The organism is Sphingomonas sp. BRN-1R, from assembly GCF_057748035.1.
This window is the reverse complement of record NZ_CM173236.1, coordinates 3,623,955-3,648,006: the sequence shown is the minus strand read 5'-3', so window position 1 is coordinate 3,648,006 and position 24,052 is coordinate 3,623,955. Positions and strand designations below refer to the sequence as shown.

General features: G+C 64.1%; 23 protein-coding genes and 1 pseudogene. 18 read left to right on the top strand and 6 right to left on the bottom strand.

Features of this window, described 5'->3' with window-relative positions:
* Nucleotides 1-310 precede the first annotated feature (310 nt).
* From AC3ANX_RS17015 to AC3ANX_RS16990, 6 genes are all read left to right on the top strand, one after another.
* Nucleotides 311-1,678: an aminomethyl transferase family protein gene (locus tag AC3ANX_RS17015; RefSeq protein WP_488334416.1), complete on the top strand. Its 1,368-nt coding sequence runs from the start codon at nt 311-313 to the stop codon at nt 1,676-1,678.
* Nucleotides 1,679-1,783: 105 nt separating this feature from the next.
* Nucleotides 1,784-2,680 carry a methylenetetrahydrofolate reductase gene (locus AC3ANX_RS17010; RefSeq protein WP_488334415.1) on the top strand — a complete coding sequence of 299 codons (897 nt, stop codon included), beginning with the start codon at nt 1,784-1,786 and terminating at the stop codon, nt 2,678-2,680.
* 1 nt (nt 2,681) lies between these two features.
* Nucleotides 2,682-3,539, top strand: a complete 858-nt coding sequence (purU, locus tag AC3ANX_RS17005) for a formyltetrahydrofolate deformylase (protein ID WP_488334414.1) — start codon at nt 2,682-2,684, stop codon at nt 3,537-3,539.
* Nucleotides 3,540-3,544: 5 nt separating this feature from the next.
* Nucleotides 3,545-4,411 (top strand): bifunctional 5,10-methylenetetrahydrofolate dehydrogenase/5,10-methenyltetrahydrofolate cyclohydrolase, encoded by an 867-nt coding sequence (locus tag AC3ANX_RS17000; RefSeq protein ID WP_488334413.1) that lies wholly within the window; start codon nt 3,545-3,547, stop codon nt 4,409-4,411.
* Complete coding sequence (locus AC3ANX_RS16995) at nt 4,404-4,811, top strand: dihydroneopterin aldolase (protein ID WP_488334412.1); 408 nt, start codon at nt 4,404-4,406, stop codon at nt 4,809-4,811. The genes AC3ANX_RS17000 and AC3ANX_RS16995 overlap by 8 nt, the downstream gene beginning before the upstream one ends.
* A gap of 90 nt (nt 4,812-4,901) precedes the next feature.
* Nucleotides 4,902-5,774 (top strand): LysR family transcriptional regulator, encoded by an 873-nt coding sequence (locus AC3ANX_RS16990; RefSeq protein WP_488334411.1) that lies wholly within the window; start codon nt 4,902-4,904, stop codon nt 5,772-5,774.
* Between the two features lie 3 nt (nt 5,775-5,777).
* Here AC3ANX_RS16990 and AC3ANX_RS16985 read toward each other — a convergent pair whose 3' ends face one another.
* Nucleotides 5,778-6,209, bottom strand: a complete 432-nt coding sequence (locus AC3ANX_RS16985) for a cupin domain-containing protein (RefSeq protein ID WP_488334410.1) — start codon at nt 6,207-6,209, stop codon at nt 5,778-5,780.
* 444 nt (nt 6,210-6,653) lie between these two features.
* On the opposite strand from AC3ANX_RS16985, the gene AC3ANX_RS16980 reads away from it, so the two are divergent.
* The 8 genes from AC3ANX_RS16980 (at nt 6,654) to pabB (ending at nt 14,811) form a co-directional block, all read left to right on the top strand.
* Nucleotides 6,654-6,857, top strand: coding sequence for a hypothetical protein (locus AC3ANX_RS16980; protein ID WP_488334409.1), 204 nt, complete (start codon nt 6,654-6,656; stop codon nt 6,855-6,857).
* 216 nt (nt 6,858-7,073) lie between these two features.
* Nucleotides 7,074-8,057 (top strand): carbohydrate porin, encoded by a 984-nt coding sequence (locus tag AC3ANX_RS16975; protein WP_488334408.1) that lies wholly within the window; start codon nt 7,074-7,076, stop codon nt 8,055-8,057.
* A 118-nt stretch (nt 8,058-8,175) separates the two neighbouring features.
* Nucleotides 8,176-9,027: an amidohydrolase family protein gene (locus tag AC3ANX_RS16970; RefSeq protein WP_488334407.1), complete on the top strand. Its 852-nt coding sequence runs from the start codon at nt 8,176-8,178 to the stop codon at nt 9,025-9,027.
* Nucleotides 9,028-9,125: 98 nt separating this feature from the next.
* Complete coding sequence (locus tag AC3ANX_RS16965) at nt 9,126-10,148, top strand: DODA-type extradiol aromatic ring-opening family dioxygenase (RefSeq protein WP_488334406.1); 1,023 nt, start codon at nt 9,126-9,128, stop codon at nt 10,146-10,148.
* Nucleotides 10,145-10,999: an HpcH/HpaI aldolase family protein gene (locus tag AC3ANX_RS16960; protein ID WP_488334405.1), complete on the top strand. Its 855-nt coding sequence runs from the start codon at nt 10,145-10,147 to the stop codon at nt 10,997-10,999. Before AC3ANX_RS16965 ends, AC3ANX_RS16960 begins: the two co-directional genes overlap by 4 nt.
* Nucleotides 10,999-12,546: an acetolactate synthase large subunit gene (locus tag AC3ANX_RS16955; protein ID WP_488334404.1), complete on the top strand. Its 1,548-nt coding sequence runs from the start codon at nt 10,999-11,001 to the stop codon at nt 12,544-12,546. The genes AC3ANX_RS16960 and AC3ANX_RS16955 overlap by 1 nt, the downstream gene beginning before the upstream one ends.
* A 14-nt stretch (nt 12,547-12,560) precedes the next feature.
* Nucleotides 12,561-13,451: a substrate-binding domain-containing protein gene (locus tag AC3ANX_RS16950; RefSeq protein ID WP_488334403.1), complete on the top strand. Its 891-nt coding sequence runs from the start codon at nt 12,561-12,563 to the stop codon at nt 13,449-13,451.
* Between the two features lie 172 nt (nt 13,452-13,623).
* Nucleotides 13,624-14,811 (top strand): aminodeoxychorismate synthase component I, encoded by a 1,188-nt coding sequence (pabB, locus tag AC3ANX_RS16945; RefSeq protein WP_488334402.1) that lies wholly within the window; start codon nt 13,624-13,626, stop codon nt 14,809-14,811.
* A 6-nt stretch (nt 14,812-14,817) separates the two neighbouring features.
* Here pabB and AC3ANX_RS16940 read toward each other — a convergent pair whose 3' ends face one another.
* On the bottom strand, nt 14,818-16,056 hold the full coding sequence (locus tag AC3ANX_RS16940) for a LysR family transcriptional regulator (protein ID WP_488334401.1): 1,239 nt from the start codon (nt 16,054-16,056) through the stop codon (nt 14,818-14,820).
* A 459-nt stretch (nt 16,057-16,515) separates the two neighbouring features.
* Here AC3ANX_RS16940 and AC3ANX_RS16935 point away from each other — a divergent pair, with 459 nt between their 5' ends.
* Entirely contained in the window at nt 16,516-17,490 is a 975-nt protein-coding gene (locus AC3ANX_RS16935; protein ID WP_488334400.1) for a PhnD/SsuA/transferrin family substrate-binding protein, read from the top strand.
* A gap of 30 nt (nt 17,491-17,520) precedes the next feature.
* The gene (locus tag AC3ANX_RS16930) at nt 17,521-18,546 is read left to right on the top strand and encodes an amidohydrolase family protein (protein WP_488334399.1); all 1,026 of its coding nucleotides are present in this window, start codon (nt 17,521-17,523) and stop codon (nt 18,544-18,546) included.
* A gap of 357 nt (nt 18,547-18,903) precedes the next feature.
* Here the strand turns inward: AC3ANX_RS16930 and AC3ANX_RS16925 are convergent.
* Nucleotides 18,904-19,535: pseudogene (locus AC3ANX_RS16925) on the bottom strand (tyrosine-type recombinase/integrase).
* Between the two features lie 407 nt (nt 19,536-19,942).
* On the opposite strand from AC3ANX_RS16925, the gene AC3ANX_RS16920 reads away from it, so the two are divergent.
* The gene (locus tag AC3ANX_RS16920) at nt 19,943-20,638 is read left to right on the top strand and encodes a flavin reductase family protein (protein WP_488334398.1); all 696 of its coding nucleotides are present in this window, start codon (nt 19,943-19,945) and stop codon (nt 20,636-20,638) included.
* A gap of 146 nt (nt 20,639-20,784) precedes the next feature.
* On the opposite strand, the gene alkB is transcribed toward AC3ANX_RS16920, so the two are convergent.
* The 3 genes from alkB to ada are packed head-to-tail and all read right to left on the bottom strand — an operon-like array spanning nt 20,785 to nt 23,202.
* The gene (gene alkB, locus AC3ANX_RS16915) at nt 20,785-21,444 is read right to left on the bottom strand and encodes a DNA oxidative demethylase AlkB (protein ID WP_488334397.1); all 660 of its coding nucleotides are present in this window, start codon (nt 21,442-21,444) and stop codon (nt 20,785-20,787) included.
* Complete coding sequence (locus AC3ANX_RS16910) at nt 21,431-22,135, bottom strand: 2OG-Fe(II) oxygenase (protein ID WP_488334396.1); 705 nt, start codon at nt 22,133-22,135, stop codon at nt 21,431-21,433. The genes alkB and AC3ANX_RS16910 overlap by 14 nt, the downstream gene beginning before the upstream one ends.
* Nucleotides 22,132-23,202, bottom strand: coding sequence for a bifunctional DNA-binding transcriptional regulator/O6-methylguanine-DNA methyltransferase Ada (gene ada, locus AC3ANX_RS16905; RefSeq protein ID WP_488334395.1), 1,071 nt, complete (start codon nt 23,200-23,202; stop codon nt 22,132-22,134). The genes AC3ANX_RS16910 and ada overlap by 4 nt, the downstream gene beginning before the upstream one ends.
* A gap of 435 nt (nt 23,203-23,637) precedes the next feature.
* Here ada and AC3ANX_RS16900 point away from each other — a divergent pair, with 435 nt between their 5' ends.
* Nucleotides 23,638-23,973 (top strand): hypothetical protein, encoded by a 336-nt coding sequence (locus AC3ANX_RS16900; RefSeq protein WP_488334394.1) that lies wholly within the window; start codon nt 23,638-23,640, stop codon nt 23,971-23,973.
* The last annotated feature ends 79 nt before the right edge of the window (nt 23,974-24,052 follow it).

The following is a 24,052-nucleotide window of genomic DNA, read 5'->3' as shown; positions in this document are numbered from 1 at the left end:
GCCCGTTCGGCCGATCTGCCCGTTTTCGTGGTAGTCCCGCCCAATGTTCGCGCGGCATCCAATCCGATGCCGTGGCCATTGAAAAGATGCTGTCGCCCCCGCTTCGAGCAGTCGATCCCTCACCGTAGCGGCGATTTGCGCGATTTTCGCACGACTAGAGTGCGGGATCGGCGCTTTTTTACGATCTTGCGATCTGTAGAACGGCGATCGGACAGCACATCTGCACCCGAGATGTAAAGCCGCGGAAGGTAAGTCTTTCGCGCTGTGGATGCTGTGCAATGAACAACCGCACGGAATAGGGATCAATCGAATGAACGCACCGACGACCGAAAGCCTCGAAGCCGCGATCCAGCGCTCCGGAAATGCGGTGGACTTGCTGCGCAACAGCCAACGGCGCGCGTTTTCGCACGGCACCGTGTCTGGCCAGTTCACCAACTGGCAAAGCGAGGTCAATTCCTGGCGGGATGCGGTCGGCTTCATGGACCAGTCGCACCACATGGTCGATCACTATGTGAAGGGCCCCGGCGCGTTCGCGCTGCTGTCGCATCTCGCCGTCAACAGCTTCAAGGATTTCCGGCCCGGCATGGCGAAGCAGTTCGTCGCGACCACGCCGGACGGCTATTACCTCGGCGACTGCGTGCTGTTTTATCTCGAGGAGAACCTGTTCAATTTGGTCGGTCGCCCGACCGCTCTGGACTGGGTGCAGTATCATGTCGAGAGCGGCAAGTGGGACGTCACCACCGAGCGTGATCCGCAGTCGATGGATCGCGGCGGCCGTCCGCCGGTCGTGTACCGTTATGAGGTTCAGGGGCCGCTCGCGGGCGCGCTAATGGAGAAGGTGACCGGCGCTGCGGTGCCCGACGTCAAGTTCTTCGGTATGACCGACTTCACGATCGCGGGCAAACGCGTGCGCGCGTTGCGGCACGGCATGGCCGGTGCGGTCGGCTTCGAGATGTTCGGGCCGTGGGACGAGGGCGATGCGGTGCGCGACGCGATCCTCTCGGCGGGCGAGGAATTCGGTCTGCTGCGCGTCGGGTCGCTCGCCTATTCGACCGCGAACCTCGAATCGGGCTGGGTGCCGGGTCCGCTGCCGGCGATCTTCAGCCATGACAGCCTGAAGGATTATCGCGCGTGGCTACCCGCCAAGGCGGCAGGCAGTCTTGCCGGTAGCTTCAATTCGAGGGACATCGCCGATTACTATGTGACGCCGTTCGATCTCGGCTATGACCGGATCGTCAAATTCGACCATGATTTCGTCGGCTCGGACGCATTGCAAGCGCTTGGCAAGGGCAAGCGCCGCAAGAAGGTGACGCTGGTCTGGGACGCGCAGGACATGGCGCGCGTGTTCCAGTCTTTGTGGAGCGACGGCCCCAAGTTCAAATATTTCAACCTGCCCAAGGCGCGCTACGGCCTCTACCAGATGGACGAGGTGCTCATCGGCGGCAACCATGCGGGCATCTCGCTCGATTGCGGCTATATTGCCAACGAACGCAAGATCGTCTCGCTCGCGGTCGTCGAAGAGGACTTCGCCGCCACCGGCACCGAGGTGAGCGTGCTGTGGGGTGAAAACCCAGTGTCAAGCAAGCCGCAGGTCGAGCCGCATGAGCAGACCGCAATCAAGGCGGTCGTCGCACCTGCGCCGTACGGCGCGCACGCCCGCTCGATCTACCGCAAGTAATCCGGTGGTTGGTTCGCGGCCGGGCTCCGGCCCGGCCGTGCGCCGCGGGAGAATGCTTCCGCAGCGCAGGCCGGCGTGTGTCCGCCGAAGATCAGGTGACAGACGATGAGCATAGTCGAAAACCTTTCCACAAGGGCCGTTCCGCCAACCAGGGTGACCGACGGCTATTCGCTGGAAATCACCGCGAAGGATGTCGACGCGCTACGCGCGGCGGCGGCCGGGGTGCCCGCCGGAACCTTCGTGTCCGTCACGTTCCTGCCGGGCGAGTCGATCGCGGCGCGGGTTGCGGCGACCCGCACGGTGCGCGAACTCGGGTTCAAACCGATGCCGCATTTCTCCGCGCGCCGGCTTGCCTCCGAAGCGGAGTTCGAAGATTATCTCGCGCATATCGTCGCGGAGGCAGGCGTGCGGCGCTGCTTCGTGATCGCCGGCGATCCGGCCGAGCCGGCCGGTCCTTACCCCGACAGCGCCGTGCTGATCGCGAGCGGTGCGTTCGAACGCGCCGGCGTGCGTACGATCGGCATCGGCGGCCATCCCGAGGGCCATCCACACATGACGGAGGCGCAATGCTGGGATGCGCTTGAACAGAAATGCGGGGCGATCATCGCGCGTGGCATGGCGCCGATCATCGTCACGCAATTCGGTTTCGATGCCGAGGCGGTGCTTGCCTGGCTGGCCGAGTTGCGCAGGCGCGGCATTGCGGCCCCTGTGCGGATCGGGGTGCCCGGTCCGGCGGGGATCAAGACATTGCTTCGCTTCGCTGCGCGATGCGGCGTCGGCGCGTCGGCATCGGTGATGACCAAATACGGACTGTCGATCACCAGGCTGATCGGAACCGCCGGTCCCGACACGATGGTGAAAGCGCTTGCCAGCGGCCTTGGGCCCGAGCACGGCGAGACGTTCCTGCACTTCTACCCGTTCGGCGGCCTCGAAAAGACTGTCGATTGGATCAACGCATTCGAAGCTGGCCCAGCGGCGAATCGCAAACGAAAGAGTGTCTGACGTGACCGAAACCTGCACGCTAACCCTTCAGTGCGACGATCGTCCCGGACTCGTCGCCTCGGTCGCCAGCCACCTTGCCGCACACGGCGGCAACATCGTCGATGCCGGCCAGTTCAACGATCGCGCATCCGGCCGGTTCTTCATGCGCGTCGCGTTCGACATTCCCAATGCCGCCACGCTGTCGGCGCTGGAGGTCGACTTCGCCGCACTGGCGGGCGAGACCGGGATGCAGTGGAAACTGCGCAGCAACAACACGCCCACGAAGGTGCTGATCCTCGTCAGCAAGCTCGATCATTGCCTCGGTGATCTGCTCTACCGGCGCCGGATCGGCGAACTGCCGATGGATGTCGTCGGCATCATCGGCAACCATCCCAAGGACGCGCTGACGATCTCCCTCGCGGGCGGTATTCCGTACCACCACCTGCCGATCACGCGCGAGACCAAGCCGCAGCAGGAAGCGCAGATCAAGGCGATCGTGGCGGAAACCGGCGCCGAGCTGGTGGTGCTGGCGCGGTACATGCAAATCCTGTCCGATGACCTGTCGGCGTTCCTGTCGGGCCGCTGCATCAACATCCATCACAGCTTCCTTCCCGGTTTCAAGGGTGCGAAACCCTATCATCAGGCGCATGCGCGCGGGGTGAAGATGATCGGTGCGACCGCGCATTACGTGACCGCTGATCTCGACGAGGGGCCGATCATCCATCAGGATGTCGAGGCGATCAGTCATGCCGACACGCCAGAGGATCTGGTCCGCAAGGGGCGCGACATCGAGCGGCGCGTGCTGTCCGAAGCGGTGCGCCTGCATCTGGAGGACCGCGTCCAGCTCGACCGCGGCAAGACCGTCGTGTTCAAGAACTGACGGCGATGGTGGCGACGATCATACCGGGCCGGCGGATCGCGAGGGATGTGTGCGATCGTGTCGCGCAAGAGGCGCTAACTTTTCGACAGGCGCACGGGCGGTCGCCCGCGCTCGCGGTCGTACTGGTCGGCGAGGACCCTGCGAGCGAGATTTATGTGCGGCGCAAGGTTGCCGAATGCGAGCGGGTCGGCATCCGCTCGGTCGAGCATCGGCTGCCGCTCGACACGCCAGAGGCGTGCCTGCTCGGCATCATCGCCATGTTGAATCACGACCTGACCGTTCACGGCATCCTCGTCCAATTGCCGCTGCCCGCTCATGTCGATGCGACCAAGGTGCTCGACGCGATCGACCCAGGCAAGGATGTCGACGGATTTCATCCGGTCAACGTCGGACGATTGTCGACCGGCGGCGGCGGACTTGTGCCCTGCACGCCGCTTGGCTGCATGATGCTGCTCGATACGGTCATTGACGATCTGCGCGGGAAACATGCCGTCATCATCGGCAAGTCGAATATCGTCGGCAAGCCGGTCGCGCTGCTGCTGCTCGAACGGGAATGCACCGTGACCGTGACCCATATCGCAACCCGGGGATTGCGCGATATCGTGCGCGGTGCAGATATCGTCGTCGCTGCCGCCGGTGCGCCGCGGCTTGTGCGCGGCGACTGGATCAAGCCCGGCGCGGTGGTGATCGACGTGGGTATCACGCGCATGAACGGGCCGGATGGCCTGCCGGTCATCGTCGGCGATTGCGCGTCCGACGAGATGGACCATGCCGCCGCCGTGACGCCGGTGCCTGGCGGCGTTGGGCCCATGACCATCGCCTGTCTGCTCGCCAATACGCTCAAGGCTGCCAGGGTGTTCGCCAATGCATGAGGTTTCGTTTGTGCGCCGCCGATCCGTGGCCGCGCCTCGCATTGCCGCCTCGTGCCAGGTAAGGCTCGACGATATCGAGGTGATGGCCGACATCGGCGCCATGGCGAGCGAACATGGTGTTCCGCAACCGCTGCGCATCCATGTTGCGCTGCACGTCGTGCCGCCGACGCAGGACGCACTGGCAGAGGCGTTCGATTACTGCCGTATCCGAACTTCCGCGCTTGCACTGGCGGCGGAACGGATTGTTCTGATCGAGACCTTCGCGACCCGGCTTGCGCACACTTGTCTCGATGACGATCGCGTGCTCGACGCCGAAGTGCGGATCGAGAAGCCGCGCGCGGTACCAGGTTGCCTCGCCGGCACCCGCGTCAAACTGAGCAAAAGCCTATCGCCGGAGTGACGCACTGGCGCGGAACGGCGCGACGCGGGTAAGCGGGGCGCAGCAGGGTGCGGTGCCCTCGGGAGACGTGATGTGGATCGGATGCAGGCGATGGAAGCCTTCGTCGAGGCGGTGAAACACCGCGGTCTGGGCGCTGCCGCGCTGCATCTGGGGATCTCGCGCACGCTGGTGAGCCGCCACATACAGGCGCTTGAGAGCGACCTTGGCGTACGGCTGATGAACCGTACGACCCGTTCGCTTTCTCTTACCGATGCTGGGCAGCGCTACTTCCACTTCTGCGACGAGATCCTGATCCGCGTCGGCGAGATGGACCGGCAGGTCTCGTCCGAAGCCGCCGAGGCGCGCGGTGAAATCTCCGTGCTCGCGCCGAAATGGATGCGCCGGACGGCGACACATGTGCTGACCAACTTCGCCAAGGCGCATCCCGAAATCCGGCCCAAGCTCATCCTCGGCGGGATGGCGCAGACCGCCTACGGCTTTCTGGAGCAGGGTTGTGACATCGCGTTGCATACCCGGCAAATTCCGGACAGCCGCATCACCGCACGCAAGCTTGCCGACATTCCCTATTATTTATGCGCGTCACCCGAGTATCTGGCAGCCGCGCCTACTCTGGCCGGGCCGGGAGACCTGTCGAACCACGCTGCGCTGGTCCAATATAATTATCACACTTGGCAGTTCGAGCGGAATGGCCACGAGGAGCGTTGGCAGCCTACCCCGGCGTTTTCCGCCAACACCTTTTCGGCGGTGCGCGACGCGGCGCTTGAAGGTCTTGGCGTGGCGCTGCTGCCGGTGCCGCTGATCCGCGAGGCGGTGGCGGACGGGCGCCTATCGGTATTGCTGCCCGAGTGGGCGCCGCTCGGGCAGACGTTGTACGTCGCGATCGCGCCGGGCAGCGGGGTTCCTGCAAAGGTCAGATTGTTGCTGGATTTCGTCGTCGGCTGGTTTGCGAAGAACGGCCCGTGACCTTCAATCGTCGGCATTCAGGAGAAACGGGGCGTGCGGCGAATAGCCCGGCGACATGGTGCAGCCGAGCAGTGTCCAGTCGCCCAGGCTGCGACACGACAGCCAGAAGTACGCCGGCACCGCCAGTTGCGGTCGCTCTCCGGCGCGGAAATCCGTTCCCAGAAGATTAATCTCTTCCATACGGCTACCGTTCGTCACCATGAATTCCGCCGGTGCGCCGAGATGATGGTGCCATACCTCAATCCCGTCGAGCTTATGCAGAGGCATCGGTTCATCATGCGCGAGCAGATAATACATCGACGACAGCTTGGAGCGGCTCCAGCCCTCGTTGTCGCTATAGTGGAGCGAGAACCAGCCAGCAGTCTGGTGGCGCTCCATCCGGAAGGTCGCAATGATATCCTGAAGGCTTGCGCCGGTGTCTTCGTGTCGCATCATGATCGTCTGGTCTCTTCGCCATCGGCGGATAAGGTGTTGTGCGCGCGGCGTCGAGCGTGCGTGGCAGCGCGGCGGGCGCGGGCGACAAACTGATGGCAAAGCCGAAATTTCAATATCCTGGCGCCGCCTTGCGACGGTCATACGGACATCATAACCGGAACGCTGTCCGGCACGTCTCCGACCGTTCCGGCACCAGCAAAACCATCAGGGTGCTTTCCAGAATATCGCCGCTCGCTTCGGAGTAATCCGCATCGCGTGGCCAGCACTCGATCAATGCGGTTGCGGGAGCGATGTTCCCGGTTCGGGCACTCTGCCATCTCGTAGGAGAGTGAGGCCCGTGGCATATCCATTCCATATCCGTTTTCGATTCGTCAGGGTCGCCGTGAAGATCAGCTGTCGATGCGCCCTGCCGTCCGGAATGGACATAGGCGACGTTCCGGTGCCGTGCTGTTGGCGGCCGCCGGTGCGAGCGCGCTCGGTGTGGTGGCGGCGTCACCGCAGGCGCAAGCCGACCCCGACGCGTCGCTCCAGCAATTGCCGACCGCTACGCCGCCGACCACGCAAGGTGGCGACGTGCCCAGCCGGCGGGCAGCAGCACCGCAGGCGGATGCCACCGAAGCGCGAAGTTCCGCGATCTCAACAGGCTGACGCTTAAGGGCTGGGTCACGGCAGTGCCGACTTACGATGACACGCTGACGCGCGATGCCGGTGGCTGGCGCGGCGCGCTTGCGAAGCTGGGTTTCGGCGTGTCGCTCTACAGCCTGATCTGGTCAGCTACGATCTTGCCGGCGCGGGCAGGAGCTGCCCGGTGCACAGCTCTACAACGGGCAGAAGGTCACCTATCAAAGCGGCAATCAGCCCGGTGTGCTGACCTATGATCTCGGCCGGACCTCCTCCGGCCTTAAAGGCGGTCAACTCGCCGCGATCTTCGGCGTTGCGACGAACGGCTACGAGGCGAGGGACGGGCTGCGCGGGTTCCGCATCAAGGGACTGTCCTGGTATCAGCCGATCCTGTCGGGCAAGGCCGAGCTTCAGATCGGGCTGATCGGCAATCAGACCGAATATATGGGCACCACGGTCGGCGGCGATCTCGCCGGCGGCGCGCTCGGGCCGCTCGCCTCGATCCCGGTCGAGGCGGGGCTCAGCTACTCGCAATATGCCGCGCCGACCGTCAGCGCGCGGATCAACTGGACCAAATATCTCTATACGCGCACCGGCGTACAACGCAGCATCAGCCCGCAGGGCTCGGCGGCCGAGGATTCCCTCAATCCGATTGGCCTGACCTTCTCGGTGGCTAATGCGAAGCCGCTCGTCATTCAGGAGATCGGCTACCGCGTATCATCGTCGGCGGGGGTCAAGTCGCTGTGGATCCGAGGCGATGCGCTGTACAACACTTCGAACTTCAAATCCTTCGCGGATGGTTTGGGGCGTAACAACTCTTACGTGTTCGCGGCGATCGACCGGCAGTTCACCCAACCCGATCGCGAGGTGCCCAGCCGGGGTTTCTATGCGGGCCTCACCTACACCGCCGCGCCCCGCTCGATCAATCTCATCAACCGCTACTACGAGGCGCGGGCCTATGTTCGCGGTCCGATCGCTACGAGGCCCGACGATCTGCTCTCGGTCGTCGCCGCCTTCAACGGCTACAGCGCGGCGGGGCGCGAGGCGAACGCGCTTGCCGATTTCCGTCCCAATGCGAACACGCAGTCTTATACCGCGAGCTACAAGTTCAGGATCACCCACGGCCTGTATGTTCAGCCCGGCCTGAGCGTGATCGTACACCCGGTCTACACCCGAGACATCGGCACCGCCGTGAACGGCCTGCTGAACATCGCGACCTTCTTCTGAGCAGCCGTAACGTCGCGCGGCCCTGCGTCAAAGTTATGGCTCGCGACGGAAGATCAACTACCCGGAGCGTGCATCGCGGTCCCTAATGACGAGGAAGCAGAACAGGCCGGAGGGGCACATGGCACCGTATATCGACATCCATCCGCACGTCGTTTCTGACGATGAAACGCGCTATCCGCCCACACCGATCTTCGGCAAACGGTCGGACTGGTCGCAGGAACGCCCATCCACGGTCGAAACGCTGATCGCGCAGATGGATGCGGCGGGCGTCGCCAAGGCGGCGGTGGTGCATTCCTCGACCACCTACGGGTTCGACAACAGCTATGTCGTCGATGCGTGCAACCGCTATTCCGATCGTCTTGTCGCGGTCGGCTCGGTCGATCTGCTCGCCCCTGACGCGACCGCCACGATCCGCGACTGGGTGGGTAAGGGGCTGGCGGGGCTGCGGGTGTTCACCGGCGGCAGCACCAAGGATTTCGATCCAAGCGAACTCAACGATCCGCGCGTCTATCCGGCGTGGGAGCTGCTCGGCGAACTCGGGCTGACGATATGCATTCAGACTGGCCCGACTGGGCTCGACGCGGTCACCACGCTGGCGAAGCGCTTCCCGAGCGTGCCGATCATCCTCGATCATCTCGGCCGCCCCGACGTGACCGACGGCCCGCCCTATGCCGCGGCGCAGAGCCTGTTCGATCTGGGGGCGATCCCGTCGATCTACCTGAAGCTCACGCCCCGCATCATGGGCGATTCGACCAAGGGCGCGGCGACGCCGGAAACGTTCTTCCCCAAGGTGGTCGCGGCGTTCGGCGCCGACCGGCTCGCCTGGGGATCGAACTATCCGACCTCGCCGGGTACGCTCGGCGAGATCAAGGCAAACGCCGAGGCGCGCCTGGCGAGCCTGTCGGACGAAGATCGCGCGTGGATTTTCGGCAGGACCGCGCAGAAACTCTACCCGCACCTCGCGGGCTGATGCCCGATCACGCCGGGCGCAGAATGGATAGGGCCGGCTTTCGCGCCGAGCGCTAACGCGTTTCGCAACGAGGCCCGGAAAGCAGACAGGAGACGGACGTGGCGCAGATCGTATTCGGGATGGCGGTGCCGCACAGCGGGATGCTCGGGCAGAAGCCCGAGGACTGGCTGACCAACGGCCAGCGCGACCGCAACAATCCGGAGCTGTGGTTCCGCAACAAGACCTGGACCTACCCCGAACTCGAAGCGCATCGCGGCGCGGCGTTCGAGCCGTTCCTCACCATTGAGGAACGTACCGAACGCGCGACCCGGTGTCGCGCCGCGCTCGACGAGATGGCGGCGGCCTATGCGCGCGCCGATGTCGACGTGGCAATCATCCTCGGCAAGGACCAGAAGGAAATCTGGCCCGATCAGTCGCCGTCGATCACCATCTACACCGGCGAGGAGGTGCATAACGGCCCGCCGCAGCGCTCTGTCTATGCGCCCGACCACCATGTCGTCCACAAGGCGTACCCCGAATTCGCCACCTACCTCATCAAGGCGTTCCAGCGGGAGGGCTTCGACCTGAACGATCTTCAGGCCTGGCCCGAGAACGTCTGGATGGAAAACCAAATGAAGCAGAAGGCGGACTATCCGGTTGTGCCGCACGCCTACAGCTTCGTCTATCATCAGATCATGGGCGACAATCCGCCCCCGCACGTGCCGGTGCTGATGAACCTGTTCTACCCGCCGACGCAGCCGTCGATGCAGCGCTGCATCGAGTTCGGCCGCGTGCTGCGCGACGCGATTGCGGCGTGGCCGCAGGATGTTCGGGTCGCGGTGATCGCGTCGGGCGGCTTGTCGCACTTCGTCAACGACGAGGAGTTTGACCGCGACGTGATGAAGATGCTCGCCGCCTACGATTACGACGGTCTGGCCGCAATCCCGGACGGTTACTATCAGTCGGGCACGTCCGAGGTGAAGATCTACAGCGTCGTCATGATGGCGCTCCAGCAGACCGGCGCGGCGATGACATTGGTCGATTACGTGCCGTGCTGGCGCACCGCCGCCGGCACGGGCGAGGGCATGGGTTTCATGTACTGGGCACCCGAGAAAATCGCGAACAAGGAAGCCGCAGAATGACCGAGCGCCTCAACGGGATCATCCGCGCCTGGGAAACGGGCAAGCCCGCCTTCACCTGCTTCGCCAAGGTCGACAAGCTCGCCGCGCAGGAAATGACCGATGCGCCCTACGACGGCGTGGTCTTCGAAATGGAGCATAATCCCTATGACGTAGGCGGGCTGGGCGATGCGCTCCAGTATATGCTCAACCGCAAGAAGATCGCCGAGAGCGGTTCGGTCGCTCCGGCGGTGACGCCGATCGCGCGGATCCCCGCCAACGGCGCGGAGATGAACCAGTTCCAGGCCAAGCAGGTGCTCGATCGCGGCGTGTACGGCGTCATCACCCCGCACGTCGCGACGGTGGATCAGGCGTGGAATGCGGTCGCCTCATGCCGGTATGCCAGGCCCAGAGGAGCTGCGCTCTACGAGCCGAAAGGCATTCGCGGCGACGGTCCCGCCACGGCAGCACGCTATTGGGGACTCTCCCAGCCCGATTATTACGCAAAGGCCGACGTATGGCCGCTTGCCCCGCACGGCGAACTGCTGGTCGGTCTGATGTGCGAAAGCCCGGAGGCGATCGAGAACCTCGACGACATCCTCAGCGACGTGCCAGGCATCGGGCTGATCCTGATTGGCGAGGGCGATCTCAGTCAGGCGCTCGGCTACCCGCGCCAGTATGAGCATCCCGAAGTGCTCGACGCGATGCGCCGCATCGTTGAGACCTGCCACAAGCACAAGGTCGCGGTCGGCAACCCGCACACCAATGCCAAGAACGTCGAGCGGCTGCTCGGCGAGGGCTACAGGTTCCTGATGTCCGCGCCGAGCCGCAGCTACGGTGTGGTCGGTCAGGGCCGCGAACTGGCGGGCTATTGATGAACGGCGCCGAAAGCCTCGTCAGCACGCTCGCCGATCAGGGCGTCGAAGTGTGCTTCGCCAATCCGGGCACGTCCGAGATGCACTTCCTCGCAGCGCTCGACACGCCGCGCATGAAAAGCGTGCTGTGCCTGTTCGAAGGCGTCTGCACCGGTGCTGCCGACGGCTGGTATCGGATGAAGGATACGCCGGCGTCGACGCTGCTCCACCTCGGCCCCGGCCTCGCCAATGGTCTCGCCAACATCCACAACGCCAAGCGTGCCAGCTCGGGCATGGTCAACATCGTCGGCGAGCATTCGGCGTCGCACCTCAAATACGATCCGCCGCTCACCTCCGACATCGAAGGGCTGGCGCGGCCGCTCAGCCACTGGGTGCGCCGTGCGGAATCGGCGTCCACGCTCGCGTGGGATACGGTTGCCGCAACGGCCAAAGCGTCCCAGCATCCCGGCCAGATTGCGACGCTGATCCTGCCGGGTAACGTCTCGTGGCAGGATGCCGGCACGCCGGTCGTGCCGAAGCTGGTCCCCGCTGCGCGCCGTGTGCCGGACGCCGCGCGCATCGACGCGATTGCGCAGATCCTGCGGCTTGGCGAGCCGACGTTGCTGATCCTCGGCAACAAGACGACGCGTGGGCGGGCGCTCCACCTGGCCGGCCGGGTCGCCGCCGGCACCGGGTGTCGGCTCGGTTCACAATTCTTCACCGCGCGCATCGAGCGCGGTGCCGGTCGCACACCGCTCGAACGTATCCCCTATGCCGTCGCGCAGGCGACCGCGTTCCTCGGCGCGTTCAAGCATATCGTGACGCTGGAGACGACGGAGCCGATTGCCTTCTTCAGCTATCCCGACAAGCCGAGCCTGCTCAAGGCGCCCGGCACGCTCGTGCATACCTTGAGCGAACCGGACGAGGACAGCACCGCGGCACTGGAGATGCTGATCGACGCGCTCGGCCTCGGCGGCACTATGCCGCTCGTCCAGCAGCGCATTGACGTGGCCGCGCCGAGCGGCGCGCTTACGCCGATCACCATCGCGCACGCGCTGTCTGCCGCGCTCCCGGAACACGCCATTCTGGTCGATGAATCGCTGACCACGGGGCGCGAGACGATGGGGCACACGATGGGCGCGCGTCCGCACGACCTCATCAACAACATGGGCGGCTCGATCGGCTATGGCACGCCGGTGGCGACGGGCGCGGCGCTGGCCTGCCCCGATCGGCGGACCTTTTGCATGGTCGGCGACGGCAGCGCGATGTACACGATCCAGTCGCTGTGGACGCAGGCGCGCGAGGGCCTGCCGGTCACCACGATCATCTTCGCCAACAACCAATATGCCATCCTGAAGGCCGAATACGCCAACATGGGCGCGGGCACGCCGGGGCCGCAGGCGATGGCGATGATCGACATCGACCGCCCGGCGATCGACTGGGTGGCGATGGCGAAGAGCATGGGCGTACCCGGCGTCAGCGTCGACACTGCCGAGGGCTTCCACCGCGAAATGGCGCGATCCGCCGAGGCCAGTGGCCCGGTGCTGATCGAGGTGAAACTATACTGAAAGGGAGGGGGATCATGGCCGATGCCGCGATCACGCTGAAGACCAATCTGGCCGAATATCCGGTGACGAAGGCGATCCGCGACGGTCGGGTCACATCCGATATTGTCACGCTCGATATCTGCGGACCGGAGCAGGCACACAACGGCTTCAAGGCGATGCTGCGCGAAAACGCCTATGATTGCGGGGAACTCGCGATCGTCACCTGCCTTCAGGCGAAAGCCTATGGCAAGCCGTTCGTGCTGCTGCCGGTCCCGGTGTCCGGGCGCTTCCAGCACCATTGCGCCGGCTTCAACCGCGACTTGTTCAACCTGCGGCCGAAGGACATCGAGGGCAGGAGAGTCGGCGTGCGTTCTTACGCCCAGACCACCGGGCTATGGATCCGTGGCATCCTGCAACATGAATACGGCGTCGATCTCGACACGGTGACGTGGTGCACGGTCGGCGAGGGGCATCTCGCCGAATATACCGATCCCCCCAATTGCGAACGCCTGCCCAAGAACTCCGACATCGGCCAGATGATGCTGGACGGAGAACTCGCCGCAACGCTTCAGGGCGTCGATCTGCCGAAAGACCCGCGCGTCGAGCGGCTGGTGCCCAACCCGCATGCGGCGGCGAAGGACTGGTATGCGCGGGAGGGCGTGGTGCCGATCAACCATATGTTCGTCGTCCACCAGGACGTGTCGCGCAACCACCCCGACGCGGTGCGCGAGATCTTCCGCATGCTGGTCGAGAGCCGCGATCTCACCGAGGGCGGTGTGCCCGATCCGTTCCCGCCGATCGGGCTGGAGGCGAACCGCAAGGGCATCCAACTCGCGATCGACTGGGCGCTGGAGCAGAAGATCATCCCGCACCGGATCACCGTCGACGACCTGTTCGACGAGACGACGGCCGCGCTGGACGTCTGAGGCGGGCCGGGCGAGCGCCGCTGTCGTTCGCGGATCGCATCGCCATGCCCCGAGGCGGCGCTCCCGCGCGGAACGCAAGCAGTATGCGTCGGGACGCGAACGCGTCCGCAGGCGATCGGTAATGCGCCGTTCCGGCTTGGTTTGCGGGCCTCCGAGCGGCAGACGGCGGGTTATGTCACCGCTGTCCCTCGCCGCGCCGCTGATCGTGCTGGAAAACGCCGCCTCGGCGGATCAACCCGTACGCGTTTACCGAGACCCTTGCGACATCCTGGCGACCGACACGCCCGGGGCGATCGACGGCGTGCTGAGCGAGGCGAGGGCGGCATTGCGTGGCGGCCGGCATGTCGCGGGCTATCTCGCATATGAGGCCGGGTGTGCGCTCAACCCGCGGGTTCCGGCCGGAGCGTCCGGACGCTTGGCATGGTTCGGCGTGTTCGACCGCGTGGAACTGTTGTCACGCGAGGCATTCGAGCGGGCGCTGCCGGACCCCGCCGGAGCATCGATCGGAACGCTGATGCCGCGCGTGGACCGCGATCGGTATATCGCGCAAGTCGAGACCTTGCTCGAACTCATTCGCGCAGGCGATCTCTATCAGGCCAATCACACCTTCCGCGCCGACCTCGACTTTTTCGGCGATCCGCTTGCGCTCTACGCGCGGCTACGCACCCGGCAGCGTGGCGCACATTGCGCGATCGTGGCGACCGGCGACGACACGATCCTGTCGCTTTCGCCCGAACTGTTCTTCGCGATGCACGGTGGGCACATCCGGTGCCGGCCGATGAAGGGAACCGCGGCGCGTACCGACGGAGACGACATCGTGGCGGCCGCGCAGGCGCTTGCCAGCGACCCCAAACAGCGCGCCGAAAATCTGATGATCGTCGACCTCATGCGCAACGACCTTGCCCGGATAGCTGTCCCCGGTTCTGTCGCCGTGCCCGAACTGTTCACCGTCGAGACCTATCCGACAGTGCTCCAGCTGATTTCGGCTGTGACGGCCGTCTGCCGCCCTGAGATCGGCCCGATCGACGCGCTGGCCGCGCTGTTCCCGTGTGGATCGGTGACGGGCGCCCCGAAAATCCGGGCGATGCAGGTGATCGGCGCGCTGGAGGGGGACCGCCGCGACGTCTATACCGGCGCGATCGGTTACGCCGATCCGGACGGCGACGCGTCGTTCAACGTCGCCATCCGCACGCTGCGACACGGGCACGGCGCGGCGACGATGAGCCTGGGTCTCGGATCGGGCATCGTCGCCGATTCCGATCCGGCCGCCGAGTGGCAGGAATGTCTCGACAAGGCCCGCTTCCTCGACGTGGCGTTGTGCGCGGCGAAACCGGAGTCGGGCGCGCCAGCGTCGCGCTAACAGGCGTCAGCCAGCCCGGCGCAAGGCGTGGCCGCGCGGTGCCGCTACGTGCGCGCGCACCAGTGCGATGAAGTCGGTATGCAGGCGCGTGGGCAGCAGGTTCGCGCGCATCGTGACTCCGATCGACGGTGCCGGCATGATCGGCCCAAACGGCAGCGCCCGCAACCGGCCATCGGCATATTGCAGCTCATAGTCGGTCATCAGCGTCAGCCGGTCGCTGCGTTCGAGCAGTTGCCGGATGACCGGGGTCGCGCAGGTTGCGATCTGCGCCGAGGGGCCGGTGCGATCCGCGAACAGCCGGTCGAAACACCTGCGGCGGCTGGAGCCAATCTCACCGACCACCCACTCGCATTCGACCAAGTCTTCGATCGAAACCTGTCCCTTGTTGGTTAACGGGTGGCCGCGTCGGACGACCACCGAATAAGGCGTCTCGGCAAGCGCTTCGCTGACCAGCTCGGCGGTGTCCATTTCCGGCAGCAGGCCGATGACAAGGTCGACGTCGCCGGTTCGCAGCGCTTTCGCCATCGCCGCTGCGCTGTCGCTGGTGATGCGAATGTCGGCCTGTGGATGCTCGCGCAGGAATTCATCGAGCACTGAAGCGAGAAGCACGCTGCCGCCGAACGGCATCGCACCGATCACGATTTGCCGGCGAGAGCCGCCCTGTATCGTAGCAAGCTCCTCGACGCCCCATTCGATCTCCTGCTGGGCGAGCTTCATGCGCCATCCGAAGCGGGAGCCTTGCGGGCTGACCAGCATCCCGGCGGCGGTGCGATAAAACAGCGAAATCCGCAGGTTCTCCTCCAGCCCGCGTGCGGCGCGTTGCAGCGAGGCCGAGGAAATGCCGAGCTTTTCCGATGCCGCCTCGAACGAGCCGTGTTCGATGGTGCTGATGAGCGTACGGATTTGGGTTCGCGTAAGCCGGTTCACGATCGAGCGAGCGGAGGATGTGGAGACGGCTGCACCGCTTTCCACGATCGCCTGCTCGGTCTGCTCGAAAAACCGCCGGACGCGGCTGTGGAAGATCAGCCCGAGTTCGTTGAGATAGCTTCCCGTGGCGCGACGGTCGACCAGTTCGGCCCCGACCTGATCTTCGAGTTTCGCGAGTGCTTGCGTCACTGCGGGCTGCGACAGACTGCACTCCTCCGACGCGCGTCGAACGCTTTTCAGGTGGCCGATGGCCTCGAACAGCCGCAGTTGCCGCAGGCTCAATCCACTCGCCCGTTCCGCGCCGTTTGTCTTTGACATTCTGGCTTCCTCTCCCACCCGAGATATCGCGATATTTATACCCTAACAACCGCACCGCCGATGATGCGGCTCGTTCGCATCTGCACAAATTTTGGTCAGGCGCTGCGACTGAGACAACGATATGTGCTGATATTAGCGTTTGTGATCAATATCCTAGAAAGATGGAAAAGCGTGCTTCCTGTGGAAGTTCTCCCAGAAAGTGACCGCGTGAGAATGTCCATAATTTATTGCTGGATGCAATGAACCTATCACCGACCGACGGGTAAACTGATCGCTCGCAACGCGTTATGAGCCAACCCGAGGCACGGATTTGCTGGCCTATAAGTTCTGCGTCAGGCGTTCATCGTTCGCCTGCGGTCTGCGTTGACACCCGCGCGCGCTGAACGCTTCATTCCCTGCGTACAGGCGCTGCCGGATCTTGGCGCGCGCCGTTTCAGGAGAGTGGCGTTGGGCAGAACAGTGCATCTGAAGATTGCGGTGGCCGAGCATCCGCATACCTCGGCGATCCGCAACGGGTCGATCCCGATCGAGGGCGTCGATGCCGAGTTCGTGACAGTGAAGCCGCAGATCGGCGCCTTCCGCCGGATGGTACGCGACGTTGAGTTCGACGTGTGCGAGATCGCGCCGACCACCTACATTATCGCGCGCGCCTATGGCCGGCCCTTCAAGGCGCTGCCGATCTTCGTCGTGCGCCGCTTCCATCATTCGGGGCTGCTGGTGCGCCCTGATGCCGGCATCAACCATCCGAAGGATCTGGAAGGCAAGATGGCCGGGGTTCGCGCTTATTCGGTCACGACCGGCGTCTGGACGCGGCAGGTTTTGATCGACGAGTTCGGCGTCGACAATGACAAGATCACCTGGGTCGTCGACGACGAGGAGCATGTCCAGCAGCTCGAGCTTCCAGCCAACGTCCGGCATGTTGCCGCAGGCAGTTCGCTCGCCGAGATGATGGCCAAGGGCGAGATCGTCGCCGGTTTCGCCGCCGCGGCCGGCATCGGCCGCACCGGTGCACCCACCGGCGGCTGGCAGGAGGTTGAGGCAGATTACCCCGATCTGTTTCCGAACGCGGTGGCGTTGGAGACTGATTACTATCGACGCACCCACGTTTATCCGATGCATGGCACGATCGTGGTCAAGGATTCGGTGCTGGAACAGCATCCGTGGGTGGCGAAGTCGTTGTTCGACGCGTTCAGCCGTGCCAAGGACGAGTGGCTGGCGCGGCTGAACAGCGGCGAATCGAACACGCCGGGCGATCTCAAGTATAAGGCGCTGCAGGCGATCGTCGGCCCGGATCCACTACCGTACGGCATCGCGGCAAACCGCGCGACGATCGAAGCGCTGGAAAAGACGGCGTTCGACCAGAAGCTGACGCCGCGCCGCATGACGATGGACGAACTGTTCGTAGATCCGACCCGCGTCGCCGAGCGCGCTTGAACCCGCCCTTTCGGCTTTAGGACATTTCTCATGATCATCGATTGCCATGGCCATTTCACGACCGTGCCCAAGTCTTTTCGGGACTGGCGCGCCCGGCAGGTCGCGTCCGCCGACGATCCGGCGAACGCGCCCCGCGTAGACGACGGTGCGATCCTCAGCGACGACCAGATCCGCGAGGGAATTGAAGGCGGGCAGCTCAAGCTTCAGCAGGAGCGTGGCAGCGATCTGACACTGTTCTCGCCGATCGCCGGACTGATGTCACACCACCTCGGAAACGAGCGCACCAGTCTCGAATGGGCGCGCGTGTCGAACGACAATGTTCTGCGGGTGACGGAACTCTACCCGGATAACTTCGCACCGGTCTGCCAGTTGCCGCAATCGCCCGGCGCGCCGCCGGCTAATAGCGTTCCCGAACTGCGTCGCTGCGTGGAAGAACTTGGCTTCGTAGGCTGCAATCTCAACCCAGACCCTTCGGGCGGATATTGGACGGGTAACCCTATTACCGATCGTGAGTGGTATCCTCTTTTCGAGGCGCTGGTCGATCTTGATGTGCCGGCGATGATTCACGTCGCCGCGTCGTGCAACCCCAACTTTCATGGCACCGGGGCGCATTACCTCAACGCGGACACCTCGGTGTTCATGCAAATCCTGCAATCCGATCTGTTCAAGGACTTCCCGACACTGCGGCTCATCATCCCGCATGGCGGCGGTGCCGTGCCGTATCACTGGGGACGGTATCGTGGCATGTCGCTGGAGATGGTCGACCGGCCGCTTGAGGGGCTTCTCGACAATATCTTCTTCGATACTTGCGTCTATCACCGGCCGGGCGTAGCGCTTCTGACCGAAGTTATCCCGGCCGACAATGTGCTATTCGGGTCCGAGATGATCGGCGCGGTGCGCGGCAAGGATCCCGCTACGGGTCAGTACTTCGACGATACTAGACGCTACGTCGACGCGCTGCCGTTGAGCGAAACCGATCGCGTCAAAATCTACGAAGGCAACGCGCGACGTGTTTATCCTCGACTTGATGCTCGGCTAAAGCGGGAGGGGCGCTGAGCAGATCGTTCGGCGCATGTCGCGGTAGCACGTGGTAGCATTTGGTCGCCGGAGCTCTGGGAAGGGGCCCGTAGCCCGCTTCGACCCGCCACGCGCAGAACAGGCGCCAGTCGCACTTGTACGCGCAGCGCCGCCTCGGCCAAGGCGCGGTTGAAACAGGCAGCGACGCGGTCGAGATCGACGGGTGAGAGAAACGCGAGCGTCTAAAATCGCTTTTAGCCGTTTTGCGATGATGGTCGGATGGGCGGCCGACGATGGCTTTTGACGAGAGCTGCCGTTCGGCAAGGCGTATGCGAGTGGCAGAAAGTCCCAAAGCACGGTGAAGAGGCTCCTCGCCGGAGGCGCGGAGCCATCTGGTCAGATTTCCGTGTTTTCAGCAAGGGCAAGCGCGTCTTCCACGTCGATGCCGAGATAGCGCACTGTGTTCTCGATCTTGCTATGATCGAGGAGAATCTGGACAGCGCGCAGATTGCCGGTTGCCCTGAAGATGATCGATGCTTTCGTTCGACGAAGCGAGTGCGTGCCATACTCGCTTCGCATCAGACCGACACCCGTCACCCATTCATCGACAAGCCGTGCATACTGGCAGGTGCTGACATGCCCATTATGATCAATCCTGCTGGGAAAGACATAATCGTCCACTGCGCCGCCCCGCCGTTCAAGCCACGCCAGCAGGCTAGTCCGAGCGTCTGGAAGCGATTCGAACTGCACCGGCCGACCGGTTTTCTGTTGCATCACGATCGCACGCGTTCGGATCTGCCCGCCGCTGACAAGGTCGCGGATCTTCATCTGCACCAGATCGCAGCCCCGGAGTTTGCTGTCGATCGCCAGGTCGAACAGCGCTCGATCTCGCAAGCGGCGGCGCTGATTGAGGTAAATCGGATCTCCCATATTTGCTTCGGTTTCAGCGCGCGCTTCGCGCCGACGGTCCGTCCGGCATTCCAGACTGGGCGCTTTGTCGCGGTGGGCTCGGTTTGAGGCATCTCCATGATCATTCTCCGGTGGCCAGAGTGGCCGACCGAAGAACGCTTTGGCGCCTGATCAGCAGGAATGCCTCGAGGCACCTGCCGACCAACTTGAGTCATTATGATGCGGTTGCAGGAACGGCGCCTCACACCGAAAGCCGCCGTCTCCCGGGCGTGAGTGTGTCTGACCGCGGTGCGCCCCAAAAGCGGCCGAGGAACCGCGTTGCAGACTTCCATTTATCCGCTGTTCCGCTTTTGGGCGCGATCGCGGCAGTGGCGGAATAGCGAGTTGGCCGCTTCGCGTCGCCTCGCGCTCGAGTGGCCGCGACTCAACGCCGACTTTGCAGCCTTGATCAATTCCAGCGCAAGAACTGGAGTTCGTGTCCGTACGACCAGCTCCATGAATGTCGACGACGTAAAGGAGCCCTCACATGTCCGATCCCCATCTCGCGATCGAGCCCTCGATCCTCTACTTCGGCACGCCCGTCGTGCTGATCAGCACCTTGAACGAGGACGGCACGGCCAATCTCGCGCCCATGTCCTCGGCCTTTTGGCTTGGCTGGCGCGCCATTCTCGGCCTGCAGACCTCGTCACAGACGCCGCAGAACATGATTCGTACCGGTCAGTGCGTGCTCAACCTGACGACCGTGGGACAGGCCGACGCGGTGAATAGGCTGGCGCGCTATACCGGCACCGAAGACATTCCGGAGTTTAAGCAGCGGCTGGGTTACTCGTACGAACCGCGGAAGTTCGAACTCGCCGGCGTGACGCCGATCGCCTCGCAGACGGTCACGGCGCCTCGCGTGCTCGAGTGCCCGATCCAGCTCGAAGCCGTAGTTGCGGAGCGTCACGGCATCATGATGGATGATCCTGCCGTGGCGGGCCTCATCTCAACCTTCGAGGTGCGGATCACCCGTGTGCACGTTCACCCGAGCCTGCTCATGGAAGGCCACGAAAATCGGATCGATCCGGCGAAGTGGCAGCCGTTGATCATGAACTTTCAGAAGCTCTACGGCGTGTCGAACGTCGAGATCGTGCCCTCGCGGCTCGCCGAAATCGAGGAGATCACCTATCGCATGCCAGACGTTGACCGGGCTCGTGAGGAGATGCTCGAGGCGGCGGGTTGAGCAGGCGAGCGTCCCCGTCCCTCGACGGTTCAAGCGCTTGGTGCTGACCCGGAAAGCGTCGTCAGCACTCGGCAGACCAGCGTCGCCCACCGGCGGTCCAGACATTCGAGGAAGCGAGCGACCGCCTCGTATCGCGCCGCCCGAGCTCATCGCGCAGTCCTGAAGGTCAGGTTATAACGAAGCTCGCCGGCCGCGCTACTGCCTCCGCGCAACGTGTCGACGCCATGGAAGGTCAGCCGGGCCGTGCCGCCCCAGACGACCACATCGCCATGGAACAGGCGCACGCGCATCGGCTTGTCGCTCCGTTCTGCGCCACCCCACAGGAACATCGCCGGAAGGCCGAGCGACACCGACACGATAGGCGCATCGAAGTGACGCTCGTTGCGATCCTGGTGAAGCGAAAGTCGGGAGCCGGGTTCGTATCGGTTCATCAGGCACGAGTCCGGATCAAAGCCCGGGAAGCCGGCGACCTCCGCTGCCCGCTCCGCCATGGTCCGGAACGACTCTGGCATCTCCGGCCACGGCTCGCCGGTTGCAGGGTCGATCGGATCGTAGCGGTATCCGCTCCGGTCGGTCACCCAACCGACGGCGCCGCAGTTGGTCATCGCGACCGACATTGGCCAGCCGCCGGGTGTGACCATCCGCCTGAACGGGTTGGTCGCCTCGACGTGACGGACGTCGGCGAGGAGTTGATCCGCGTCCGGACCGGCAAAGCCTCCAAGGAGCATCGCGCCCGGCTGCAGCGGCATGGCCTCTCGTTTCGTCTCGAACAGGTCGCCGGCGAACATCCGATCAGGTGGCATCATGGAAGATGATCCCCACGGTGTGCCGGCGCCCGGACCGCAGCTCGCTCACTCCGTGGCGCAAAGCGACCCGGTAATCGCCCTTGGTCCCCCGATGCGGCCGACTGTTTACGGCAAACACCACGGCGTCGCCCTTCGTCAGCGGCACCACGGCCGGCCGCGACTGCATGCGCGGCCGCTGCTCGGTCAGCACGAACTCACCGCCTGCGAAATCCTCGTGAGGCTCCGACAGCAGGATCGCCACCTGCAGCGGGAAGACGTGCTCGCCGTAGAGATCCTGGTGAAGGCAGTTGTAATCGCCCGGCCCATATTGCAGCAGCAGCGGGGTCGGACGCCGTTGACCGGCGGCGTGGCACCGCTCCAGGAACGCCTCGTGACTGGCGGGGAACCTCACCTCCATTCCCATTCGCGCGTGCCAGGCATTCGCGATTGGGGAGAGTGCCGGATAGAGCCCGGAGCGCAGCTCCTGAATGATGTCGGGCAGCGGATAGGAGAAGTAGCGATATTCGCCCTTGCCGAACCCGTGCCGCGCCATGACGACGTGGCTGCGAAATGTAGGCGTGTCACCATACATCCCGGCCACCGCGTCACACTCGTCCGCGGCCAGCAGCTTGGGCAGGACCGTAAATCCCTGCTGGTCGAGGTTCCTTGCGGCCGCGTCCCAGTCGATGCCCTCGAGGCGCGTCGCGCTCATGCTGCCGTCTCCATGGCGAGAAGCTTGCGCTTGCGTTCGACGCCCCAGGCATAGCCGGAGAGTGCGCCATCGTTGCGCACCACGCGGTGGCAGGGGATGGCAACAGCCAACGCGTTGGCCGCACAGGCACCCGCAACCGCGCGCGTCGCGCTCGGCGCGCCGATGCGTGCGGCGACCTGGGTGTAGGACAGGGTCTGCCCGACCGGGATCTCGCGCAGCGCCTGCCACACCCGCTGCTGGAATGCCGTGCCGCGCACGTCGAGCGGAAGGTCAAGCCCGACATTGGGTGCTTCGACAAAGCCCACGACCTCGGCGACGATCGCTTCATAGTCAGGGTCGGCACCGATCAGAACCGCTTTGGGAAACCGATCCTGAAGGTCCCGCGCCAGCGCATCGGGATCATCGCCCAGCAATATGGCGGCGATACCCTTGGAGCTCGACGCGACCAGAATGGACCCGAGGCTCGTCTCCCCGATCGCGAAGCGGATATCCTCCTTTGCGCCACCCTTCCGGAAGTTTGAAGGTGTCATCCCCAGCACGGCGTTGGACGCCTCGTAGAAGCGGCCACTCGAGCTGTACCCTGCGTCGTAGATCGCCTCGGTAACGCTGCCGTCGCCCGCCAGCGACTCTCGGACGCGCTTCGCCTTGCACGCGTCGGCGTAAGCCTTGGGCGTGAGGCCGGTGTGGGCCTTGAAGATGCGGTGAAAGTAGCCCGGGCTTAGTCCGAGCGCCTCGGCGGTCTCGCCAAGCGAAGGGGCCATTTCGCTCTCCTCAATAAGACGGCAGGCCTTTGTCACCATCTGAGCGTTGAGGGCATCCGGCGAGGGCCCGTCTGGCTTGCACCGCTTGCACGGCCTGAAGCCGGTGCGCTGCGCGCTCTCAAGCGTGTCGTGGATCGTGACGTTCTTGGGATTGCAGCCACGTGACGCGCACGAGGGCCGGCAGTAGATACCGGTCGTGTTCACCGTGTACCAGAACTCGCCGTCGGCGGTCTTGTCACGGTCGACGATGCGGGCCCAGCGGGGGTCCGCAAGAATGATCGCCGCCTGCTTATCCTGATTGCTCATTTGGTCTGTCCTCTAGCGTAGGACCGAGGTACGTCTTCTGAACGCGCGTGAAACTCCGCATCTTGCTCCCAAATTGAACGGGCATCGCGCCTGATAAGCTGGCACTCTTGCACGCGGCTCCTCGCAACCGATCGGACTCGCGGCTTTTCAACAACGAGGTCAGACTGGATCCGGAATGACAACTCTTGGTCGACGCTGCCGTTCGGCAAAGCCTTTGCAAATGGCGGGTTTGTCCCAGGTCTCGCCGTTTAGCGGAAACGCAGGGCGGTCACGCACAGCTGAATGAATGTCGGAAGTTGGGGAGGCGAATAGGAGCCAGGAATGGCAGGTATTGGGTCATGCCGGCCGCCACCCGGTCGGACGGCTCGCAACTATGAATTGCATTGAAGGCTCAATCGACGGCCTACACGCGGGTGCCGGAGTATGGAGGGTGCCATGCGTTCGAGTCTTTTGCTCTGCCTATGCCTGGCCGGGTATATCTACGCCACGGATGCCATCGCCTCACCGGCTTCGAACAAATGTGATGCGCGCCTAAAGGTACTTGCCGTCGCTCGGCACCGGATCGATCATTCGGGCCGTCAATACCACTCAGATGCCGCGGTGAGGCTGGACCATGCTGACAGCGCCAGCTTCTTCTTTGATGCGCACGCCAGTCGTCCGTGCCGGCCCAGCCAAGCCGTTTGCTCAAGCCTGCTCGGTCACTTCCGCGTCGATCGTCATGGCGGAGCGGTGTTTGACGAGGATGTCGAACCAGAACGTCGGATTTTCTGAGACGGCGGCGAAGAGCGGAGAGACCCTGATAAGTACCAACTCACAGAGACCTATGCGTGAACAGGCATCCGCCGACTGC